The sequence below is a fragment of the Myroides albus genome (assembly GCF_009711045.1).
GTDB classification, from domain to species: Bacteria; Bacteroidota; Bacteroidia; order Flavobacteriales; family Flavobacteriaceae; genus Flavobacterium; species Flavobacterium album_A.
The window spans coordinates 1-20,535 of record NZ_WMJX01000008.1; the positions used below are offsets into that span (position 1 = coordinate 1).

At 34.7% G+C, this 20,535-nt stretch carries 17 protein-coding genes and 1 riboswitch; of the genes, 13 read left to right on the forward strand and 4 right to left on the reverse strand.

Annotated features, from left to right (window positions below):
• Window positions 1–334 precede the first annotated feature (334 nt).
• Both bioB and GJV76_RS05450 read left to right on the forward strand, forming a co-directional pair.
• On the forward strand, window positions 335–1,339 hold the full coding sequence (bioB, locus tag GJV76_RS05445; protein WP_155091628.1) for a biotin synthase BioB: 1,005 nt from the start codon (window positions 335–337) through the stop codon (window positions 1,337–1,339).
• 796 nt (window positions 1,340–2,135) lie between these two features.
• A complete protein-coding gene (locus GJV76_RS05450) occupies window positions 2,136–2,570 on the forward strand; it encodes a lipocalin family protein (RefSeq protein ID WP_155091629.1) in 435 nt (144 codons plus the stop codon).
• A gap of 174 nt (window positions 2,571–2,744) precedes the next feature.
• Here GJV76_RS05450 and GJV76_RS05455 read toward each other — a convergent pair whose 3' ends face one another.
• The gene (locus GJV76_RS05455) at window positions 2,745–3,956 is read right to left on the reverse strand and encodes an MFS transporter (RefSeq protein ID WP_155091630.1); all 1,212 of its coding nucleotides are present in this window, start codon (window positions 3,954–3,956) and stop codon (window positions 2,745–2,747) included.
• A 90-nt stretch (window positions 3,957–4,046) separates the two neighbouring features.
• On the opposite strand from GJV76_RS05455, the gene GJV76_RS05460 reads away from it, so the two are divergent.
• The 5 genes from GJV76_RS05460 (at window position 4,047) to GJV76_RS05480 (ending at window position 8,825) form a co-directional block, all read left to right on the forward strand.
• A complete protein-coding gene (locus GJV76_RS05460) occupies window positions 4,047–4,940 on the forward strand; it encodes a LysR substrate-binding domain-containing protein (protein ID WP_155091631.1) in 894 nt (297 codons plus the stop codon).
• A gap of 279 nt (window positions 4,941–5,219) precedes the next feature.
• Window positions 5,220–6,170, forward strand: coding sequence for an ABC transporter permease (locus GJV76_RS05465; protein ID WP_155091632.1), 951 nt, complete (start codon window positions 5,220–5,222; stop codon window positions 6,168–6,170).
• Window positions 6,163–7,110 carry an iron chelate uptake ABC transporter family permease subunit gene (locus tag GJV76_RS05470; RefSeq protein WP_155091633.1) on the forward strand — a complete coding sequence of 316 codons (948 nt, stop codon included), beginning with the start codon at window positions 6,163–6,165 and terminating at the stop codon, window positions 7,108–7,110. The genes GJV76_RS05465 and GJV76_RS05470 overlap by 8 nt, the downstream gene beginning before the upstream one ends.
• Window positions 7,107–7,865 (forward strand): iron ABC transporter ATP-binding protein, encoded by a 759-nt coding sequence (locus GJV76_RS05475; protein WP_155091634.1) that lies wholly within the window; start codon window positions 7,107–7,109, stop codon window positions 7,863–7,865. Before GJV76_RS05470 ends, GJV76_RS05475 begins: the two co-directional genes overlap by 4 nt.
• A gap of 24 nt (window positions 7,866–7,889) precedes the next feature.
• Window positions 7,890–8,825: a siderophore ABC transporter substrate-binding protein gene (locus GJV76_RS05480; protein WP_155091635.1), complete on the forward strand. Its 936-nt coding sequence runs from the start codon at window positions 7,890–7,892 to the stop codon at window positions 8,823–8,825.
• Between the two features lie 370 nt (window positions 8,826–9,195).
• Here the strand turns inward: GJV76_RS05480 and GJV76_RS05485 are convergent, their stop codons facing one another.
• Complete coding sequence (locus tag GJV76_RS05485) at window positions 9,196–9,621, reverse strand: acyl-CoA thioesterase (protein WP_155091636.1); 426 nt, start codon at window positions 9,619–9,621, stop codon at window positions 9,196–9,198.
• Window positions 9,622–9,789: 168 nt separating this feature from the next.
• Window positions 9,790–9,885, reverse strand: a riboswitch (adenosylcobalamin-variant (AdoCbl-variant) riboswitch).
• A 396-nt stretch (window positions 9,886–10,281) separates the two neighbouring features.
• Between GJV76_RS05485 and GJV76_RS05490 the strand changes: the two genes are divergently transcribed.
• The 3 genes from GJV76_RS05490 to GJV76_RS05500 all read left to right on the forward strand — a co-directional run bounded on the left by GJV76_RS05490 (window position 10,282) and on the right by GJV76_RS05500 (window position 13,618).
• Window positions 10,282–10,644: a BlaI/MecI/CopY family transcriptional regulator gene (locus tag GJV76_RS05490; RefSeq protein WP_155091637.1), complete on the forward strand. Its 363-nt coding sequence runs from the start codon at window positions 10,282–10,284 to the stop codon at window positions 10,642–10,644.
• Between the two features lie 18 nt (window positions 10,645–10,662).
• Window positions 10,663–12,681 carry a M56 family metallopeptidase gene (locus GJV76_RS05495; RefSeq protein ID WP_155091638.1) on the forward strand — a complete coding sequence of 673 codons (2,019 nt, stop codon included), beginning with the start codon at window positions 10,663–10,665 and terminating at the stop codon, window positions 12,679–12,681.
• Between the two features lie 691 nt (window positions 12,682–13,372).
• Window positions 13,373–13,618, forward strand: coding sequence for a hypothetical protein (locus tag GJV76_RS05500; protein WP_155091639.1), 246 nt, complete (start codon window positions 13,373–13,375; stop codon window positions 13,616–13,618).
• Window positions 13,619–14,023: 405 nt separating this feature from the next.
• Here the strand turns inward: GJV76_RS05500 and GJV76_RS05505 are convergent, their stop codons facing one another.
• Both GJV76_RS05505 and GJV76_RS05510 read right to left on the reverse strand, forming a co-directional pair.
• Window positions 14,024–15,013 (reverse strand): ornithine cyclodeaminase family protein, encoded by a 990-nt coding sequence (locus tag GJV76_RS05505; RefSeq protein ID WP_155091640.1) that lies wholly within the window; start codon window positions 15,011–15,013, stop codon window positions 14,024–14,026.
• A gap of 432 nt (window positions 15,014–15,445) precedes the next feature.
• Window positions 15,446–16,462 carry a PTS transporter subunit IIC gene (locus GJV76_RS05510; protein ID WP_155091641.1) on the reverse strand — a complete coding sequence of 339 codons (1,017 nt, stop codon included), beginning with the start codon at window positions 16,460–16,462 and terminating at the stop codon, window positions 15,446–15,448.
• A gap of 281 nt (window positions 16,463–16,743) precedes the next feature.
• On the opposite strand from GJV76_RS05510, the gene GJV76_RS05515 reads away from it, so the two are divergent.
• Genes GJV76_RS05515 through GJV76_RS05525 form a run of 3 tightly spaced genes read left to right on the forward strand, consistent with a single transcriptional unit; the run spans window position 16,744 to window position 20,357 of the window.
• Window positions 16,744–18,729: an alpha-ketoacid dehydrogenase subunit alpha/beta gene (locus GJV76_RS05515; protein WP_155091642.1), complete on the forward strand. Its 1,986-nt coding sequence runs from the start codon at window positions 16,744–16,746 to the stop codon at window positions 18,727–18,729.
• 27 nt (window positions 18,730–18,756) lie between these two features.
• Window positions 18,757–19,707, forward strand: coding sequence for a phosphoribosylaminoimidazolesuccinocarboxamide synthase (locus GJV76_RS05520; RefSeq protein ID WP_155091643.1), 951 nt, complete (start codon window positions 18,757–18,759; stop codon window positions 19,705–19,707).
• Window positions 19,708–19,724: 17 nt separating this feature from the next.
• Window positions 19,725–20,357 (forward strand): nitroreductase family protein, encoded by a 633-nt coding sequence (locus GJV76_RS05525; RefSeq protein WP_155091644.1) that lies wholly within the window; start codon window positions 19,725–19,727, stop codon window positions 20,355–20,357.
• The last annotated feature ends 178 nt before the right edge of the window (window positions 20,358–20,535 follow it).

Consider the following 20,535-nt stretch of genomic DNA (forward strand, 5'->3'; position numbering starts at 1 on the left):
GTAGTTTTTAATTCACACACAACTTTTGAGATTGATCCGATTTAGTGGCTGTTACTGTGTTTTCTTTTTTGTAATCAGCTTTATTCAATAAGTTGTAATAACTGTCTTTTTTTGGCAGCTTGTTGTATCTGTATAGTGTTTTCCAAATTTTTAAAAATGTTAGAGTGCTTATAAAAATGGGATAGAGGTCTTGTTATAGATGCTATCCCATTTTGTTTATATATCTATTATTCAAAGCCCACAGGCTTACCCGGACTATGTGTTTTTTTGAAAGTGGACTATTTGTTGTTGTGCTGCTATCTTTAGTTTTGACCCATAACGAAATAAACTTATTATGAATGCTATATTAGAAACGGTAAAGGTGCGCCATGATTGGACAAAACAACAAATTGAACAGATATACAATATGCCGCTACTTGAACTTGTTTATACTGCGGCAAGTGTACACCGAGCGTACCATCCCAAAAATGAAGTACAGATAAGTACACTTTTGTCAATTAAAACAGGAGGGTGTCCTGAGGATTGTTCTTATTGTGGTCAAGCGGCTCGTTACCATACTGATATTAAAGTTCAAAGACTCTTGCCTACTGAAACTGTTTTAGCCCATGCTAAAAAAGCAAAACAAGCAGGATCTTCTCGTTTTTGTATGGCGGCAGCTTGGAGAGAAGTAAGGGATAACAAAGATTTTGATAGGGTAATTGATATGGTTAAAGGGGTAAACGAATTAGGCTTGGAGGTTTGCTGTACTTTAGGGATGTTGACAGAATCACAAGCTTTGCGACTTCAACAAGCTGGGTTGTATGCATATAATCACAACCTTGATACTTCAGAGGAATTCTACGACGAGATTATTTCTACAAGGAAGTTTGACAACCGTATCAATACAATTAATAATGTGCGAAAAGCCGGAATTACTGTTTGTTCGGGGGGAATTATTGGCCTTGGAGAATCAACAAGTGACAGAGTCTCGATGTTACTTACATTGGCAACGATGGACAAGCATCCAGAATCTGTGCCAATTAATGCTTTGGCTCGTATAAAGGGAACTCCTCTTGAGGATTTACCTAAAGTAGAGGTATGGGATATGGTGCGTATGATTGCCACAGCGCGTATTGTTTTGCCAGAGACAATGGTACGCTTAAGTGCAGGAAGAATTGAGATGAGCGAAGTAGAACAAGCTTGGTGTTTTATGGCAGGGGCAAACTCTATTTTTGCAGGTGAGAACCAAACGCTTTTAGTAACTGCTAACCCAGCGTTGAATAAAGATATGGTCATGTTGGAGAACTTAGGTTTAAAACCTATGATTAAACAAAACCAAGAATCATTTTGTCAATCTTAGATAGAGGTTTAGTTAAATTGTAATTATATATTATTCACTTTGCAATTGATTAGTTGTAAGTATTTCATTAAAACTAAATAGAGCCAATTTCTATTTAGTTTTTTTTATATGAACCTCTTTAAGACTGTGCGCTTTAAGGAAGTTTTTAAAGGCTATTTGATTATAATTAAGGGATTTGAAATGATTTATCTAATTTTTTACAAAGTCTGTGGTCCATGCTTAGTTGTATGACTATTGTTTTGATAATTAGTTATATAGGTTGATGTCTTGTTATTGGTGATATTCACTGGAGTTAGTGTGTTTTTAAAAATAGTATTTTATGAAAAAGCATGATGTTTTTTAAGGTTATATTTTTAACTTTTTTTTAACCTTTAACAACTTATTTTAAATTAGTCAAAAAAAATGTAGCAAAGGGATTGATAGTCAAATTATTGGTTAGTTGTTAAATATTCAAAGGTGTGTTAAGTAGTGTTGTGAGGCTAAAATCACTGATAAATATCAGTTGTGAGATAACTTTCTTGGTGTAATTTCGTCTTGTCAAAGGAAATAAAAAGTAATAATGACAAGATTATACAGTTTTTGATAATATATTTATGTATTAACTGTTTTGTTTTTGAATATATGTTAATTCTTTCTGTGTTTCAGAAAATACTTTAAAAAATTAACCTAATATTTAAGTATTCAAATATTTTTTGTTAACTTTAGAATAACAAAGTAAGTACTTAGATTGTTAGAATAAATCCCTTAATGTTTTGTTAAGAAGGGTAGTTGTGGAAATTTTTTAAATTTTATTAGTATGGGACGTTTTATAAATATATTCGCAAGTGTTTGTTTGGTTTTAGTAGGAATGACTCTTCAAAGTTGTTCAGCAGAGGATAACAATATGGTAGATACAAACCCTGCCAAGGAAGTTAAAAGTGTAAATATTGAGAAGAAATGGATTGCAGCACACTTTAATTTTACACCAGAGTGTGATAGAGTATCAAAAGAAGCATATCAAAAATCATCTATTGAAATTAGTTTGAAAAATGGTACTTTTACTGCAGTGGATCAATATAGTTTAAAGCAATCAAAAGGGGTATATGTCTTAGAAGGAAATAGATTGACTATGAAATCTGATAGAGGAAATACATTCATATATAAAATAGTGGAATTAAATCAAAGAGATGCCGTTGTAGAGGCAATCGACGATAAAAATATTCTCTCGATAGAGCTTGTATCTTTTGAGTAGGTGGTCGAAATATATAGAGTTAGGGTAAAAAAGGATGTCTGGCTTAAGATATCCTTTTTTCATTTATATTTATTTGTGTTGGGTCAGTTTATTAATCTGCTCTTATTTGTTCTACAGTCTTGTAGATACTTGGAGAATCATTGTCTATATTACGGGGTGTTCGCAATTCTGCCTTTAAGCTCTTTTGGTTGTGAAATAGGTTGTTAGAAGTGCAAATATTCCTAAGATTGTCAAACATCCAAAAAAGCCAATCCAATTGTTTTGATTGACAAATACGCCCGTTGAACTTCCAATAATACTCGAACCTAAGTAATAGAAAAACCAGTATAATGCTGTAGCTGAAGTTTTTGCATCTTTAGCTAAGGTTGTTACTACTCGACTTGCTATGGTGTGGCCACTGAAGAAGGCCATGGTGAATATAACCAAACCTATTAGTATTAAAAAAAGACTATTTAGATACATCATTATTGTTCCTAGTATAAGTAAGATTAATGCCGTGAGTAGAATCTTACGAGGAGAGAATCGATCAGAGAGTGCTCCTGAGATCATATTACTGAATATGCCAAAGGCGTACATTAGGAATATCATGGCTATGATGTAATGCGGAAGATTATAAGGAGCAGCTTCAAGTTTGAAGCCAAGGAAGTTATACACACTGACAAAGCTCCCCATCAAGCAGATAGCCACTACATACATCGCCAGTATTTTCTTGTTTTTGAAAATACTTTTCATTTGCAGTAGTTTGTCATGTAAATTTAGTTTTTCAGGCTGAAAAAAGTTTGAGGCGGGAAAGTAAAAGTAAACAATGATGCTAATAATTAATGCGATAATACCTATTGATAATACTGCTGTTTGCCATCCGAACCAACCGCTAATTAAAGCAGCTACAATTCTTCCAAACATACCACCAAATGTGTTTCCTGCCAAGTAAAAGCTTATCGCTAATCCAATATTTTTGTGGTCAATTTCTTCTGCTAAATAAGCCAGGGTAACTGCTGATACTCCTGAAATACACATTCCTTTGATGAAGTTTATATTGATGAGCACCGCAAAATTATTCAGCCATACAGAAGCGAGTGTTAGTACACTTGAGGTAATAAGGGCAAATAACATAACATCCTTCCTGTGAAAGCGGTCGGCAATAAAGGCAAATAGCAAAAGTCCTACAGCCATACCAAAAGTAGAAGCCGATACCAAATAGCTACTCTCGGCAGGTGTGATGTGAAAATATGAGGTAATTTCCGATAGCAGTGGTTGGTAATTATACAACTGTGCAAATACAGATACTCCTACTAAAAAGATTCCCCATTTTATCTTCTTGTAACGGGAACTACCCCTGATTGCTTTTTCACTTTCTCTTATTTCTGTATAGGTAGTTGTAGCCATTGCCTTCTTTTTTTGGTAAAGTTAAAGCTATGTTCTAAATTAGTAAAACGTTATTTTTCTATCATATCAATCGATAAAACCGATTTACAAATGGAGTTAAGACAATTAAAGTATTTTTTAAAGGCAAAGGAGTTACTCAACTTTACAGAAGCAGCCAAGCATTTATATATTACTCAAAGTACCTTGTCACAGCAGATTAAGCAATTGGAAGAAGAACTCGGGCAGCCCTTGTTTGATCGAATAGGCAAGCGAATCAGTCTAACAGAAGCCGGGGAGCGCTTTGCTGTTTATGCAAGAAAAAGTCTGGACGCAGCTTTAGATGGGGAGTTAATGCTCAAGGATCTTAATGAACTTAAGACGGGAGTTCTAAAAATAGGGTTAACCTGGGGATTAAAGTCACTTGTCTTAACTTCTTTAAAAGAGTTTACCACTGCGTATCCCAATGTAAAGATTGAGATTACCTTTGGGACAACCAATGAGCTTATTGATGCTTTAAATTATCAATTGATTGACTTTGCTTTGACTTTTTTTGAAGGAGAACACCAAGAGAACTTATTGTACCAACCGCTATTGACTTCTGAAATGGCGTTAATAGTATCTACTGATTCCTCTTTGTCTAATCGCAAGGCCATAAGCTTTGCCGAAATCGCAAGTTTAAAGTTAGCCTTACCTGTTAAGGGATTTAGTACTCGCAATTTCCTGGATAGGCAATTTGAAATGCACAATATTTCTGCTAATATTGCTGTAGAGGTCAACCATACTTCTACAGTTATTGACCTGGTGAGAGTCAATGCCTTTAAGACTATTTTGACTTTTGCTACCGTGCATGGTGAAACCAACATCTGCGCAATCCCCATTACGGATTGTGATATGAGTAGAGAGGCTGTTATTATCACACTCAAGGAGAGTTATCAAAAGCGGTCTGTCAAACTTTTTGTCGATTTACTTTTAACAGAGGATAAGCAACCTTACAAGCAGTTGTAATCTTGTATTTTCTTGTAAAAAAATAGTCATTTCTTGCTTTTTAACGTTTTAGAGTCGAATTATTATTCCTTTATATTATCCGTTATTATTTTTAAATAAATTAAATAATCAAATAATTGTATTGGTTAAGTCTAAATAAAGTGCCCTTGATTTTAGGTTTATAATAATTGTAATCCTTGCTAATTCTAAGATTGCTTGAATTTTTGTTTTTCTTAGCGGGCTTACTTTTATATATTTGCTTTTATTTAAACGGATTCTAAATAAATATTAAGTAAATATATGATAAGAATTATTTTAGTTCTTATACTCATAATAGTATCATTTATTTCCCTTTTTATAGGAGTAAAAGATATTTCAATATTGGATTTACATCGCTTAGACAATGATGAATTACTAGTTATGGTCGTAAGTAGATTACCAAGAATGATATCGGTGTTGATTGCTGGAATTGGTATGAGTATTTCGGGACTTATTGTGCAACAGATTTCTTTAAACAAGTTTGTATCTCCTACAACAATGGGGACATTAGACGCTTGTAAGATGGGAATTTTATTTAGTATGATTTTGTTCCCAAGTGGAGGGATGATGTACAAGATGGTATTATCGTTTACCATTGCATTATTAGCGAGTGTGATTTTCTTGAAAATATCAAGTAAGATAAAAATGCGTAGCATTATTTTCATACCGTTAGTAGGGATTGTTTTTGGAAATATATTAAATGCGATATCTACGTTCTTTGCTTACAAGTATAATTTAGTGCAGAATATGGAAGGTTGGCTAATTGGAGATTTTTCTTCTATTATCCAAGGGAATTACGAAGTACTGTATTTGGGTATACCTGTTGTGATTCTTTCTTATTTATATGCAAATAAATTCACTATAGTTGGACTTGGAGAGGAAACTGCCACAAGTCTTGGGTTAGATCACAAAAAGATCACCTACCTTGGACTTACTTTTGTAGCTATAACCTCTACTGTTGTTGTGCTTACAGCAGGAGTAATTCCTTTTTTAGGGCTTATTATCCCGAATATAGTGAGTTTAATGTTTGGAGATAATTTAAAGAAGACTATCAGCTATACGGCTTTAATAGGTGCGATATTCTTGTTGATTTGCGATATTATTAGTCGAATGCTTATTGCGCCATATGAAATTCCGATTGGCCTTACAGTGAGTATTATTGGAGGAGTGATCTTTTTAGTATTAATTTTAAAGAGAGCTAAGAATGTTTAAAAATAAAGTTATTTCTATCTTGTTAGTAGCTTTGTTGTTATGCATCGCTATCTATATGTTCACCTTCACAGGTACTAAACTCGATTATGTATTGCCACGTAGAGGCTATAAGATTATAGCAATGGTTCTTGTTTCCTTTGCTATTGCCTACTCGTCGATTGTTTTTCAAACGATATCTGCCAATCGTATTTTAACGCCGTCTATCATGGGGTTTGATTCTTTCTTTTTATTGATTCAATCCACTTTGGTGTTTATCTATGGAGACAAGACTTTTCAAGTTTTGAATGCAGAATCAAATTTTGCAATATCAGTAGGACTGATGCTTTTGTTTTCTATCGCGATGTACTATTTGGTATTTAGACGAGAGAGTAAGAGTATGTATTTATTATTGCTTGTAGGGCTTTTGATGGGGACGCTTTTTAGGAGTTTTTCATCTTTTATAGTCATGCTTATTGATCCCAATGAGTTTATGATTGTTCAAGCGGCAATGTTTGCCTCTTTTGACAAGATAAATCTGAATCTCTTAGGTATTTCTTCTATCATATTAATTGTTAGTATGATTTGGGGAGCAAGATATTTTAGACAGTTAGATGTAATGAGTTTGGGTAGAGAGAATGCAATAAGCTTAGGGGTTGATTATCACAAGGTGATTAAAGTGAACTTGATGATTATCTCAGTGATGGTTGCTATATCAACAGCTCTTGTAGGGCCTATTACCTTTTTGGGAATATTGGTAGCAAACCTAACTTATGAGTTGGTTAAATCAAGCAAACATATCTATATGGTAACAGCTTGTTGTTTATTGACAGCTGTAACAGTAATTGGCGGACAATACCTTGTTGAACATTTATTTAATATGTCAACAACAATAAGTATTATCATTAATTTTGTAGGAGGTATATATTTCATTTATTTATTATTAAGAAGTAACAGAGGATGATTGAGGTAAAAAATGTAACCAAGAAATATGGGGAAAAGAGCATACTTGACAACGTTTCAGTTAGTTTCCCAAAAGGTAAAATTACTTGTTTAGTTGGAGGTAATGGGACTGGAAAGAGTACGCTATTGTCTATCATCAGTAGACTTGTGGCGCGCGATTCAGGAGAGATTAACTTAGTTAATCAAGAAATTGTCAATTTTACCAATAGAGATTTTGCTAAGCGTTTATCTATTTTAAAACAGGCAAATCATCCTAATGTACGATTAACTGTGAAGGAATTAGTGTCTTTCGGGCGCTTTCCACATTCGCAAGGAAGATTAAATCACCTTGACCATGAGAAGATAGATGAGAGTCTTGATTTTATGGGCTTGATTGATATTCAAGATCAATATATTGATGAACTTAGTGGAGGACAGAGACAGCGCACATTCTTAGCGATGGTTCTGGCACAAGATACAGATTATATTTTGCTGGACGAACCACTAAATAATTTAGATATGAAACACTCTGTTGAGATTATGAAGATTCTTCGTGTCTTAGCAGATGATTACGGGAAGACAATCATTATTGTAGTGCACGACATTAATTATGCGTCTTCTTATGCAGATTATATTGCCGCGGTTAAAGATCACAAGATTATCCATTTTGGACCAACAGATGATATTATTCGCGAAGATATCATGAAGGAAGTGTTCGACATAGATATGACTATAGTCGATAACTGTAACAATAAAGTCTGTATTTATTTTAAGTAGATTATTAAATTGTTAACTAAAATTATGAGTAAATTATTTATAAGCTGTTTAGCTGCTTCAGCTATGCTTTTTGTTTCGTGCAAGGACACGAAAAAACAAGAGGAGAATACAGAAAGAGAAAAAGTAACTGTAGAGCATATCTCTGGAACAACTGAGGTTTTAAAGAACCCTAAAAATGTTGTTGTGATTGCATATGGTGCTTTAGATTCTTTTGATGAGCTTGGTATTCCTGTAAAAGGAGCGCCTAAAACAAATCTTCCATCTTACTTAGACAAGTATGCAAAAGACGAGTCTATTGTTGATATTGGGGGTATTAAGGAGCCAAACTTAGAAAAAGTGAATGCTGCTGATCCTGAATTAATTGTGATTGGAGCGCGTACTGCTGCTATGGTAGACGAGTTTAACAAAATTGCACCTGCTGTAAATTTAGATGTAGATGCAAAAGATTATATGACTTCTTTTAAAAACAATCAAATCGCTATCGGTAAGATGTTTGGCAAAGAGGAGCAAGTAGAAAAAGAGTTAAAAGATATTGATGCACGTATCGCTAAGATTAACGAAGCTGCAGCGAAGTCCGACAAGAAAGCTTTAATTGTATTGACAAATGAAGGTCGTATGAGTGCTTATGGACCAGGTTCTCGTTTTGGTATCATTCACGATGTGTTTGGTGTAAAACCAGCAGATAACAAGATTGAAGTTGCTACCCATGGACAATCTATTTCTAATGAGTTTATCAAGGAAATGAACCCTGACTATATCTTTGTTATTGACCGTGGTGCTGCTATTAAAAGAGCGACAATGACTAAAGAGGCATTTGCTAATGCTTTAATTCAACAGACAAATGCTTATAAAAACGATAAAATTGTATTCTTAAACCCTGAAGTATGGTATTTATCAGGAGGTGGATTAAAATCTATCAAAATGATGATCACAGAGGTCGAAAATGCAATCGCTGAGTAAATTTAATTTTAAATGAATAAAAGGGTTATACGCAAGTATAGCCCTTTTGTTTTTATATAGTACTCGGTTTTTAAGTTTGGATTGACCAAATATTATCCTAAGTGTTAGTAGAGTAGGGGAAAACTACAAGATGAAGATGTAGAATATTTTATCTTTTAGCCATGACACTTATGCGTTTTTTAGTAGCTCTTAGCTAATTGTGATTAGATTGGCATAATGCGTATAGAAAAAATAAAGATATAGGCCAAAACACGGATGTATTAAACTTTTATATTAAGTGCTAAAACACTTGAGCTTAATTCCTATTTCGTGTATGGATAACAAAAAAAAGCTCTCTATTACAGAGAGCTTTTGTTATTTAAGGTGAATCTTATTCATCTATTTCATCCAGAACAGGTACTGGTCTTTTGCTTTCGTTAATAGCAACAAGGGTAAAAGATCCTGTGATTGCCTTTTCACGTCCATCTCTATACATGCTCTCTACAAATACATCTACACGTACATCCAAACTTGTGCGTCCTACACGAGTAACAGTTCCAATTAGTTCTACTAATGTTCCAGCGGGAATTGGGTGATTAAAGTCAACTTTATCACTCGATACAGTTACAATAGGTTTACGACAAAAACGCGTAGCTGTCATAAAGGCAATTTCATCCATAATGTATAATACTGCCCCACCAAACATTGTATTGTGGTGATTTGTTTGCCCAGGGAATACTGTTCTGAATACGTGAGTTTCGGAATCTTTAATTTTCTTTTGGATACGTAATTCTCTGTTTGTTAATTGACCTTCCATATTGATGTAATGATTGTTATTACTTAGTTTACTTTTTACCTTTTAAATTGGTATAGCTTATGGTTTGGTTTAATCATTGTAGAGCATTTCAAAATGTCATAAGGGAAATAGCTCTAATTTCGACTAAGCTTCAAATCGCGAAAGCATGGTTTATGGTTCGTATAGCTGAGTAAGTGTGGTAATCTGACTTATAATCAGCTCGGCTGATTATTTACAGTTGCGCGACAGCTCGTGAATTTCACACGATTCCCCACTTGTCTTAGTACTAAGAACAAACTTACACTTTTGTGTTCTATACAAGGGCAAATATACGAAGTATAAATGGTTTATAAGTGGCCTTTGTGAAATAATAGTCTATGACTCTTAGCTTCTCATAGTGTTTTAGATTGATAGTAGGAGCAATTGATTTGTCTTGTCAATTGGTGTTTCTATATGTTATTATTGACAAAGTATTTTATAAACTCTTTGTTTTCTCAAGTTTTACTTTTTGCTATGAAATCATATAATAATATAAGAGTTTATTAATTGTTAGCGAGAGAAAAAAGTTTTTTTATTATAGTGTATTTCATTGTTAATTAAGTTTTTATGTCGATAACTAAAGAATTAGTTGTATAACTAAAAAGTTAGTTGTATGTTTGATTAACTAATAAAAATTAGACAATGGAGAAGCTTACAAACAAAGAGGAGGAGATCATGCGCATTTTGTGGAAAATTGAAAAGGGATTTATAAATGATATTTTGCAACAGATGGATGAACCAAAACCACATTACAATACACTTTCGACTTTGGTGCGAATATTAGAGGACAAAGGAGTGGTAGCACATCATACTTTTGGGAAGTCGCATCAATATTATCCCTTAGTTGATATTTCATCTTATAAGAAACAGTTTATGGAAGATACCATGCAGAAGTACTTTGATAATTCTTTTGCAAATCTGGTAAACTTCTTTGTCAAGGACAAGAATATAAGCAAAGAAGAACTCGATGAAATTAGCGCATTAATTGAGAAGAATAGAAAGTAAGAACCAATCGACTGACTTATGACGACCATTTTTATTTATTTTCTAAAAGTCAACTTGTTGTTGAGTTTTACCTTTGCATTTTACTACGTGTTTTTGCGAAGAGAAACTTTTGTACGCACAATAAGGTGGTACTTTCTATTGGCTATCGCAGGTAGTTTTATTCTGCCAAGTGTTTTTTGGACAAGGGAAATAATTCTTGAGGACACTCCTATTTTACTTGATCAGTGGTTAGTTGATAGTAAGCAAGTAGATCTACCAACAGATCATACAATGCAAGTAATAGAAACTACCGTGAATTGGCAGGACTATGCAATATCCCTTTATGCGGGAATAGGCGCTTTGTTTTTACTTTCACTCTTAGTGCAATATCTGCGTGTCTTGTATCGTATCGGCTCATTGCACAGTTGTGAGATTGCAGGTAATGTCCTTGTAGATCATCGTACTAAAGATGCTTATTCTTTCTGGAACAGTATTGTTCTACCTGCAAATTATAAGCAGATAGAGCGAATAGATCTTGTTTTATTACACGAGAGTATTCACATCAAGCAAAAACACTCTGTTGACCTATTGATTATAGGAGTGACAAAAGCAGTATGTTGGATAAATCCCTTTGTGTACTTACTGCAACGAGCGATTAATTTGAATTTAGAATTCCTTGTAGATCAGCAAGTAAGTCGCGATATTAATACGTTTGATTATCAAAAAGCTTTATTGGAGTACCAATATGCAAGATTAGAACATACATCTATTGTTAATTCTTTCAAGTCTTCGGATTTCAAACGCAGAATCATAATGCTTAACACTCAAAAATCACCAATCATGAAAAAAATGAAATTGTTGTTACTTATGCCATTTTTACTGGCTTTTTTTGGCTTTTTTCAAGTACAAGTAAAAGCGAAGATAAACAATAGTAAGCCAGATAGTGAAAGTTTATCAAACTTTGTAGATCAATTGCAAAGTCAGTCATTACCTGTGATATTATCCGATTTTGATCAGAAGCAACTTGCTCCCATACTCGCGCAAGATACTCTTGGCCTAGTGAGTGAAATTAGTAAAGACCAATCAGTTAAATCTACTGACTCTACTGTGCAAGTATATAGGGTGGAGCGTGGTAAAAAGCAGACAAAGAAGTCAGAACAACTGAAAGGTCGTGGATTGGACAAATTGGCGGAAATAGGTAAACATTCTCCTATGTATATCGTGGATGGAGAGAATGCTGATTCACAACAAGTCAAAGCTATTTTACCAGAAGATATTGAGTCTGTCTATGTCTTTGAAACTAAGCAAGGAATTGAAAAATATGGAGAGGAAGGTAAAAATGGTGTGGTCTTTATTTTGACAATAGACAATAATGACCAAGAGAAAAACTTGCGAAAAATTGAATTGCGAAAGGAACTACAAAAAAGAAAAGTAGAACTTAAAAAGGAACGTCAGGCAAGGAAATTAGAAGTGGCAGTAAGTAAAGAGATGCGTGATGATGCTGTTAAAGAGCGAATCGAAAAACGAAAAGCTGAAATAGCTGCCCGCCAAGAACTTCACCAAATGAATAAAACGCAAGTACAAGACCAGAAAAATAAGACCAGTAGAATCCGAGATACCAAAAAGTTGAACGAAACAACAGTTCACGTTGTAGATGGAAAATTTTATACCTTCGATGAGGTTGTTGCTTTTCTTGAAACAACTAATGGGACAAAAAACATGAAGATTTACAATGCAGAAGATGCAAAAAAAGTATTTAATTATACCGGAAATAAAAAAGTATTTGAGTATTCCTTGAAAACTGATGAGGATGTTGAAAATGAAAAACAGATACGTCAAATCACAAGAGAGTACAAAGAGAAGATGCGCAAAAACAAACTTCGTGAGTCCTCTTTTGTAGGTCTTTATGTTTTAGATGGAACTCCTGTTAGTTATGAGCAAATGATGCAAGTAAAACCAGTTGATATTAAATCTGTTTCGATATTGAAAAAACAAGAGGCAGTAGAGAAGTATGGGGTAGAAGGAGAAAATGGCGCAATGGAGATTAAAGTAAAATAATTGCTGCTTTACCATTAGGTGTACTTCCAGAGAAAAAAAGGGGGGAGATTGATGTGAACAAAGTGTCAATCTATCTTCTAAAAAGGCTATTTATAGACCTATGAGGATGAAGTAAATAAAAAAGAGGATTAGGTAGTTTTTAGATTATCTAATCTTTTTTTTGTTTGATTAATCTCATTGTTTATCATAAATAGCTTAAATACTTCATTTTACAATGAAAGTAGATTGATGTATTGACAAGAGTTTATACCTAAACATAGGTGATTAAATATGTGAAGTCTTTCTACTTAATCCTAATAGGATAGTTTTCTACATCATTCTCTTGCATTTGGTAGGAGGATTTTTGGGGTATGCTTGCATCTTTGTTCGAGAAAAGGCCTCTCTAGGGCAGTAAACTGTGAGAATACCCCTAAGAATCAGCAAAGGAAACTAGCAAACAGAGTGGACCAAGCGTTAAGAAAATGTATGGTGGACATTTTTAGCCAAGGGGCTAGCGAGGGAGAACCGAAAACCGAAAACAGAAGGTGTGCTGGCAAATACTGTTTAGCTTATCAAGACTTGTTGTCGATGAGCATTTTTGTAATTATCTTTATCAAGGTCGGAAGTTAGGTGAGCAAATACTTGCATCATTAAAAATTTTAAGAATCAGTATAATAAGTGACTAGAAATAAACAATATAAGTTGGCATAACATGAGATTAACACAGGAAGAAGCCATTCAAATAGCAAAACAGTATCAACAGCGATATCCTTCGCTTATAAATACCATTGTTCGGGCACAATTTAATCCAAAGTTTAATGTCGTTGGAGAAAAAGCATGGATTGCAATTGGTGTATTTGAACTATTTGGGGATATGCATGAGTTTTTTTATGTGATTTCAGATGAAACCGGGGAGGTTGAATATACCTTTAATGAACATGGCTGTATAAATCCATAGCAATAAGCTTCTTATTTTGGGCTTACCATACACATATTCATTGTCTATTTGTTATTAGCAGGGGATGTATATGCGATCCTAAGCTCACTGAATTTATCAATAATCTTTGTAGATTGTATTTTTCCATTTCTATACACGATAATTTCCTACTAATGGCCATTCAACACTTTATCAACAGTGCCTTCCCAAGATTGGGATTGTTCGTTATAGCGCAAAAAATCCAAGAAAATTTTCATGAAAAACATAGAAAGGTTATTAAACTAATGTAAAAGAGAAAAAGTAATGAAACTAGTAAAAAAAAGACGTCAATATTGAGAGACGTCTTTTAATTTAAGCACGGGTTGATAATCTATTAAAGTATAAAAACGAAGTGCTTTTGTGATTATATAATCCAAACGCTATTTTTTACATTCTTATCGAAGTACCTAAGTTTTCTCTACAAGCCTTGTCATAGGCATATTTAGCAGTAATTAGATCTTGGATTGCGATACCAACATTTTTAAAGACCGTTATCTCAGTGTCATTTGTTCTTCCCTTAATTTTACCCAGGATAAGATCTCCAATTTCTCCTTTATAATTCTCCTGAGGTAACAATTCTTTTTCAAGGGGAACAAGAATATCTGCAGTTGATGAAAAACAAGAGTCTTTGTGATCTACAAACAAAGAACTATTCATAAAAATATCTTCAGGCAGCTCATGCATAGTTGGGCTATAGGACCCAGCTGCGTTGATATGTACTCCTTTTTTGAGATGGGACGTTTTAAATAAAGGCGTTGCAGAAGGAGTAACTGTACAAATAATATCTACATGAGCAAGTACCTCTGGGTCATCTGCAGCTATAATCTCTACATCAGATTTGTCTTTGTAGTATTCAATGAATGTTTCAACGGACTTACTTGTCTTAGAGCTACCAAATAGATAGGCTTTTTTAATAGGTCTTTCTGCACATACAGCTTCAAATTGTGTGTAAGCTTGTGCTCCAGCTCCAAATAGAGCCATTATAGATGAGTCTTTTCTGGCTAAATAACGCGTTGCTACCCCAGAGGCGCCCCCTGTTCTTAAGGCAGTAAGATGGGAACCATCAATTATCGCTTGAGTAAGATTATTTTCTGAGTCTATTAGTATCACCAGCCCTTGTATAGCAGGATGGCCGTTCACACCACCTTGTTTGCGTATACTTAAGAGTTTAACACCTGCGGTATTAATATTAGCAATTAATGACGGCTTAAAAAAGATATCAAGATAGTCTTTACCAAGACCAGTTATTACTCGATCAGGCATTTCAGCTGTATTATTGGATAGTTCAACATAGGCATCTACAACAGTTTCTATTGCTTCTTCAATAGAAACTAATTGCTTTATGTCTTCAGAGTTTAAGACTTTTATGGTATTCATACTTTATGTTTTATGTATTAAAAAAATAGGTTATAAAGATTCTGCTCTTATTAAAAAGCACTTTATAAGTGAGTTTGTATTTTATACAATACAGAAGATTTTCTGTGTTTGATTGAGGTTTCAATTTAGAAAAACAATAAAGCATAACCAAATTTATTTTCTCGACTACTTTCTGTAAGGTTTATCAAATCAAGCATTCCCTATTTTTTTACACCTGTTTACAGCTTACTATTATATTATTAAACTGAATTTAAAAGAGATTTTATTTTACTCCGATTTATCTGCTATGAATCAAAGTGTGTACTATATAAGTTGATTAGTATTTGTATGTAGTAAAAAAGCTACTGCTGTAGAATTGTTTTTTATATTAACTGATTGCTTGAATAATAGTTTGTGTCTTTGATAAAGCGAGAGTTACTTGTCATTGTACTGTTAGAACAGTTTCATATCTCCTTCTTTAATCCACTGTTTCTTTTTCATGATAAAGTAAATTAAGTAAGACAATATCATAGGTAAAAGTACCTGTAAGCACAGAATACTCAAAAGTATATAAGAGGTAGTATGCGTGCCTTTCATGGCGTTAAAGGTTCCTATTTGACCAACTAAACCACAACTACCCATTCCAGATTCTAAAGCGGTATTTTGCATATCAAAAAACAAAATGGCTATCGGCCCTATAATAGCAGCAGAAAGAGTAGGTGGGATCCATATCTTCCAGTTTTTATAAATGTTTGGTACTTGTAACATACTTGTGCCGATTCCCTGAGCCAACACTCCTTTAAAGCCATTATCTTTAAAGCTAATTGTAGCAAAGCCAATCATCTGTGCACAGCATCCGATTGTAGCTGCACCTGCGGCTAAACCATCTAATTGCAACATTAAGCACAAAGCTGCTGAAGAAATAGGCAGTGTTAAAACCATTCCTACTACCACAGCTATAACCATTCCCATGATTAAAGGATTAGATTCTGTCGAGAGTATAATGATTTGTCCGATCCACTGCATGAGTTGGTTGACAGTAGGACCTGTGAATTGGGCAAAACCAACACCTGTTAAAACGGTAACAATTGGAGTGATAACTATATCAATTCTTGTTTCACCAGCAATTGCCTTCCCAATTTCCACAGCAATGATAGTAGCTATAAAAACCCCGAGTGGGCCACCAAGTTGATAAGCAGCTACTCCAACTACTGCAGAGGAGAATAAAACTAATTGTGGAGCTCTTAAGCTATAAGCAATAGCCAATGCAATTACAGGACCTGTAGCTTGATTGGCAAAAGGCCAAACCACTTGCTTTAAGAAGCTAATGTGAAGTTCCTCACCAATGGTTTTTAGTATTGTCCCTACAAGTAAAGTTGCAAATAACCCGTAAGCCATTGCTCCCATGGCATCTACAAAGTAGCGTTTGCCTGAAATTTGGATATCTTTTTTGTGTAGAAACTGTTTCATTGTGTGCTGGGGAATTAAAGACAAAGGGCGTATTGCCTGGGTTGATTAAACTCCAGCGAAAGTATTAATAATTATGCAACTATTGAAGTAGAATTATGTGTTATTCTACTTCGTTATTCTAAGGGTTAATCTTCCCAAGTAGTACTTTAGCTATTGTTACAGGCCGAAATAGCAACACCAAGGGAAACGCAAAAGTAGGATGTTTTTTTCTTTGATAGATGCGAATAATAAATTTGTTTACTAAAGGCAATTGCTTATTTTTAGAGTCTATTAAACCAATTATGAAACAATTACATTACGACCGTAAAAACTTATCAGATCAAGTGTTACTTGAACTTTATAAAAGACTGCTCAAACCAAGAATGGTAGAGGAAAAAATGCTGATTTTAATCCGACAAGGCAAAGTGTCTAAATGGTTCTCTGGTATTGGGCAAGAAGCTATTTCTGTGGGAATTGTCTCTGCTTTACAACCCGATGAATACGTTTTACCGATGCATCGCAATTTAGCAGTGTTTACCTCCAGAGATATTCCACTACATCGCTTATTTTCTCAGTGGCAAGGTAAAGCAAATGGTTTTACCAAAGGGCGTGAGCGCTCTTTTCACTTTGGAACTCAAGAATATCATATTGTGGGCATGATTTCTCATTTAGGACCACAAATGGGAGTGGCTGATGGAATAGCTTTGGCACATAAACTGCGTCAGGAAAAGAAAATCACTGCTGTATTTACAGGTGAGGGAGGAACTTCAGAGGGCGATTTTCACGAAGCATTAAATATTGCTTCAGTATGGGAGCTTCCCGTTTTATTTGTGATAGAGAATAACGGATATGGGTTATCTACACCTACCAATGAACAATATCGCTGTGAGCATTTAGCCGATAGAGCTAAGGGATATGGTATGGAAAGTCACATTATCGATGGAAATAATATCTTGGATGTTTACACGCAAGTTCAGGCTATTGCTCAATCAATGCGTGAGAATCCAAGACCAGTATTGATAGAGTTTTTAACTTTCAGAATGCGAGGACATGAAGAAGCCAGTGGGACCAAGTATGTACCACAAGAGCTCATGGATATGTGGGAAAAGAAAGATCCATTGGAGAATTACAGATTGTATCTAAAACAAATAGGGGTCTTATCAGAAGCAATGGACCAGCAGTTGAGAGAGGAGTTTAAAAAAGAGATTGATAAAGATTGGCAAGTAGTACAGCAAGAGCCTGAAATTGTGGCAGATTTAACCACAGAGTTAGCTGATATGTATGCGCCTTACCAGTATGAAGAAGTAAAACCAGGGGGAGAGGTAGCTAATATTCGATTAATAGATGCTATTTCGCAGGGATTGATGCAATCATTTGAGCGTCATGATAATTTAATTATCATGGGCCAAGATATAGCAGAGTATGGAGGGGCTTTTAAAGTAACTGACGGATTTGTCGATAAGTTTGGCAAAGCGCGTATTCGAAACACTCCAATTTGCGAGAGTGCTGTAGTGTCAGCGGCGATGGGATATTCTATCAATGGAGGTAAAGCAATTATGGAGATGCAATTTGGAGATTTTGTGTCAACAGGCTTTAATCCGATTGTCAATTATTTGGCTAAAATACACTATAGATGGAATGAGAAGGCAGATGTGGTAGTGCGTATGCCTTGTGGTGGTGGAACACAAGCAGGACCATTTCACTCTCAGACCAATGAGGCTTGGTTTACCAAAACACCAGGGCTAAAGGTTGTATATCCCGCTTTTCCTTTTGATGCGAAAGGATTGATGAATACAGCTATTAACGATCCGAATCCCGTTATATTCTTTGAACACAAGCTCTTGTATAGAAGTATATATCAAGATGTACCAAAAGATTATTATACCCTTGCTTTTGGAAAGGCATCATTATTGCGAGAAGGAGAGCAGGTGAGCATTGTTACTTTCGGGGCAGGTGTTCATTGGGCTTTAGAAATATTAGATGCAAATCCGCAAATAAAAGCAGATTTAATAGATTTGCGTACTTTGCAGCCTTTGGATACAGAAACTGTATTTAATTCTGTCAAGAAAACGAATAAAGTTATAATTTTGCAAGAAGATTCCATGTTTGGAGGTATTGCAAGTGATCTATCGGCAATGATAATGGAAAACTGTTTTGAGTACTTAGATGCTCCAGTTAAACGAGTAGCCAGTATTGAAACAGCCATTCCATTTGTGAAAGCTTTAGAAGAACAATATCTGCCTAAAGGTAGATTTGAACAAGCGCTAAAAGATTTATTGGCGTACTAAACAAAAGAACTACACAACTAAATTTATATGAATAATACAATCACAAAAACAAACTTTGAGTTTCCAAATCAAAAGTCTGTTTATCGCGGAAAAGTAAGAGAGGTTTACAATATCAATGATGACCTATTGGTTATGATAGCTACAGATAGACTTTCTGCTTTTGATGTGATTATGCCTAAGGGTATTCCTTACAAAGGACAAATTTTGAATCAAATTGCCACTAAATTTATGCAGATGACAAGGGATATCGTTCCCAATTGGTTGGTGGCTACCCCAGATCCCAATGTTGCGGTGGGGCATGTGTGTGAACCTTTTAAAGTAGAAATGGTTATCCGCGGATACTTAGCAGGACATGCAGCTCGTGAGTACAAGCAAGGAAAAAGAGTTTTATGTGGTGTAACTTTACCAGAAGGCTTAAAGGAAAACGACAAATTGCCACAGCCAATTATTACACCTTCAACAAAAGAGGAGTTAGGGTTGCACGATGTGGATATCTCCAGAGAAGATATCATCTCAAAGGGAATTGTGTCGGAACAAGATTATTTAGTTTTAGAACAATATACCCGTGCTTTGTATGCAAGAGGAAGTGAAATAGCTGAGCAACGAGGGTTAATCTTAGTAGATACAAAATATGAATTTGGCAAGACAAAGCAAGGTGAGATTGTATTAATTGATGAGATTCACACACCAGATTCTTCGCGTTATTTTTATGCTGAGGGCTATGAAGAGCGCCAAGAAAAACAAGAGCCTCAAAAACAACTTTCTAAGGAGTTTGTAAGACAGTGGTTGATAGCTAATGACTTTCAAGGTAAACAAGGGCAGGTAGTTCCTGATATGACTCAGGAATATGTCAATTCAGTTTCTGAGCGTTATATTGAGCTCTATGAGCAAATTATCGGTGAGCCTTTTGTAAAAGCAGATGTCACTGATATCCACACGCGAATTGAAAAAAATGTATTAGCTTTTTTAGCTAAGTAGTAGTTAATAGTTAGATTATGAATTTATTAGAAAACTTAAAGTGGCGTTATGCTACTAAGCGTTACAATAATCAAGTCAAATTGGCTGATGAGAAAGTGATGCAAATTGTAGAAGCAGCTCGATTAGCTCCTACTTCAAGCGGTTTACAGCCAGTTGAAATGATTTTAATTAAAAATCAAGAGTTAAAAGAAAAGTTAGTGCCTATTGCTATGAATCAACCACAAGTAAAGGAGTGTTCTCATTTATTGGTTTTTGCAGCATGGGATTCTTATACTGATCAGCGCATGGATAATGTGTTTAAAAATATGGAGCTTGTTCGCGAGATGAAGTCAGGGGAGATGAACCAGTATAGAGATGGGCTAAAGGCTCACTTTGGAAGTTTGACAAAGCAACAGCAATTCGAGCATGCGGCAAGACAAGCTTATATTGCATTGGGTATAGCTATTGCGGCAGCTGCGGAGTTAAAGATTGATTCTTCGCCTATGGAAGGTTTTTTCAACGATCAATTAGATGAGATTTTGGGACTTGACAAGCGAGGTCTAAAGAGTGTTACTATATTAGCATTAGGCGAGCGAGATCATCAAAATGATTGGTTAGCTCCAATGAAAAAAGTAAGATTTGATTTAGAATCAGTATTGACTATAATTTAATAGTAAAAGCACCCTACTCAGGGTGCTTTTTTGTTTTAAGGTATTGTTAAATATTTAATGAGATGCTTTAATTTAAGACAGATTTTTGGTATGTATAATTTTTTGTGCTTTTTTTTGTCAATAGTTTAATGTATGTGCGTATTAATTTGTGATAAAGAGGTATTCTAAATTAGCTTTT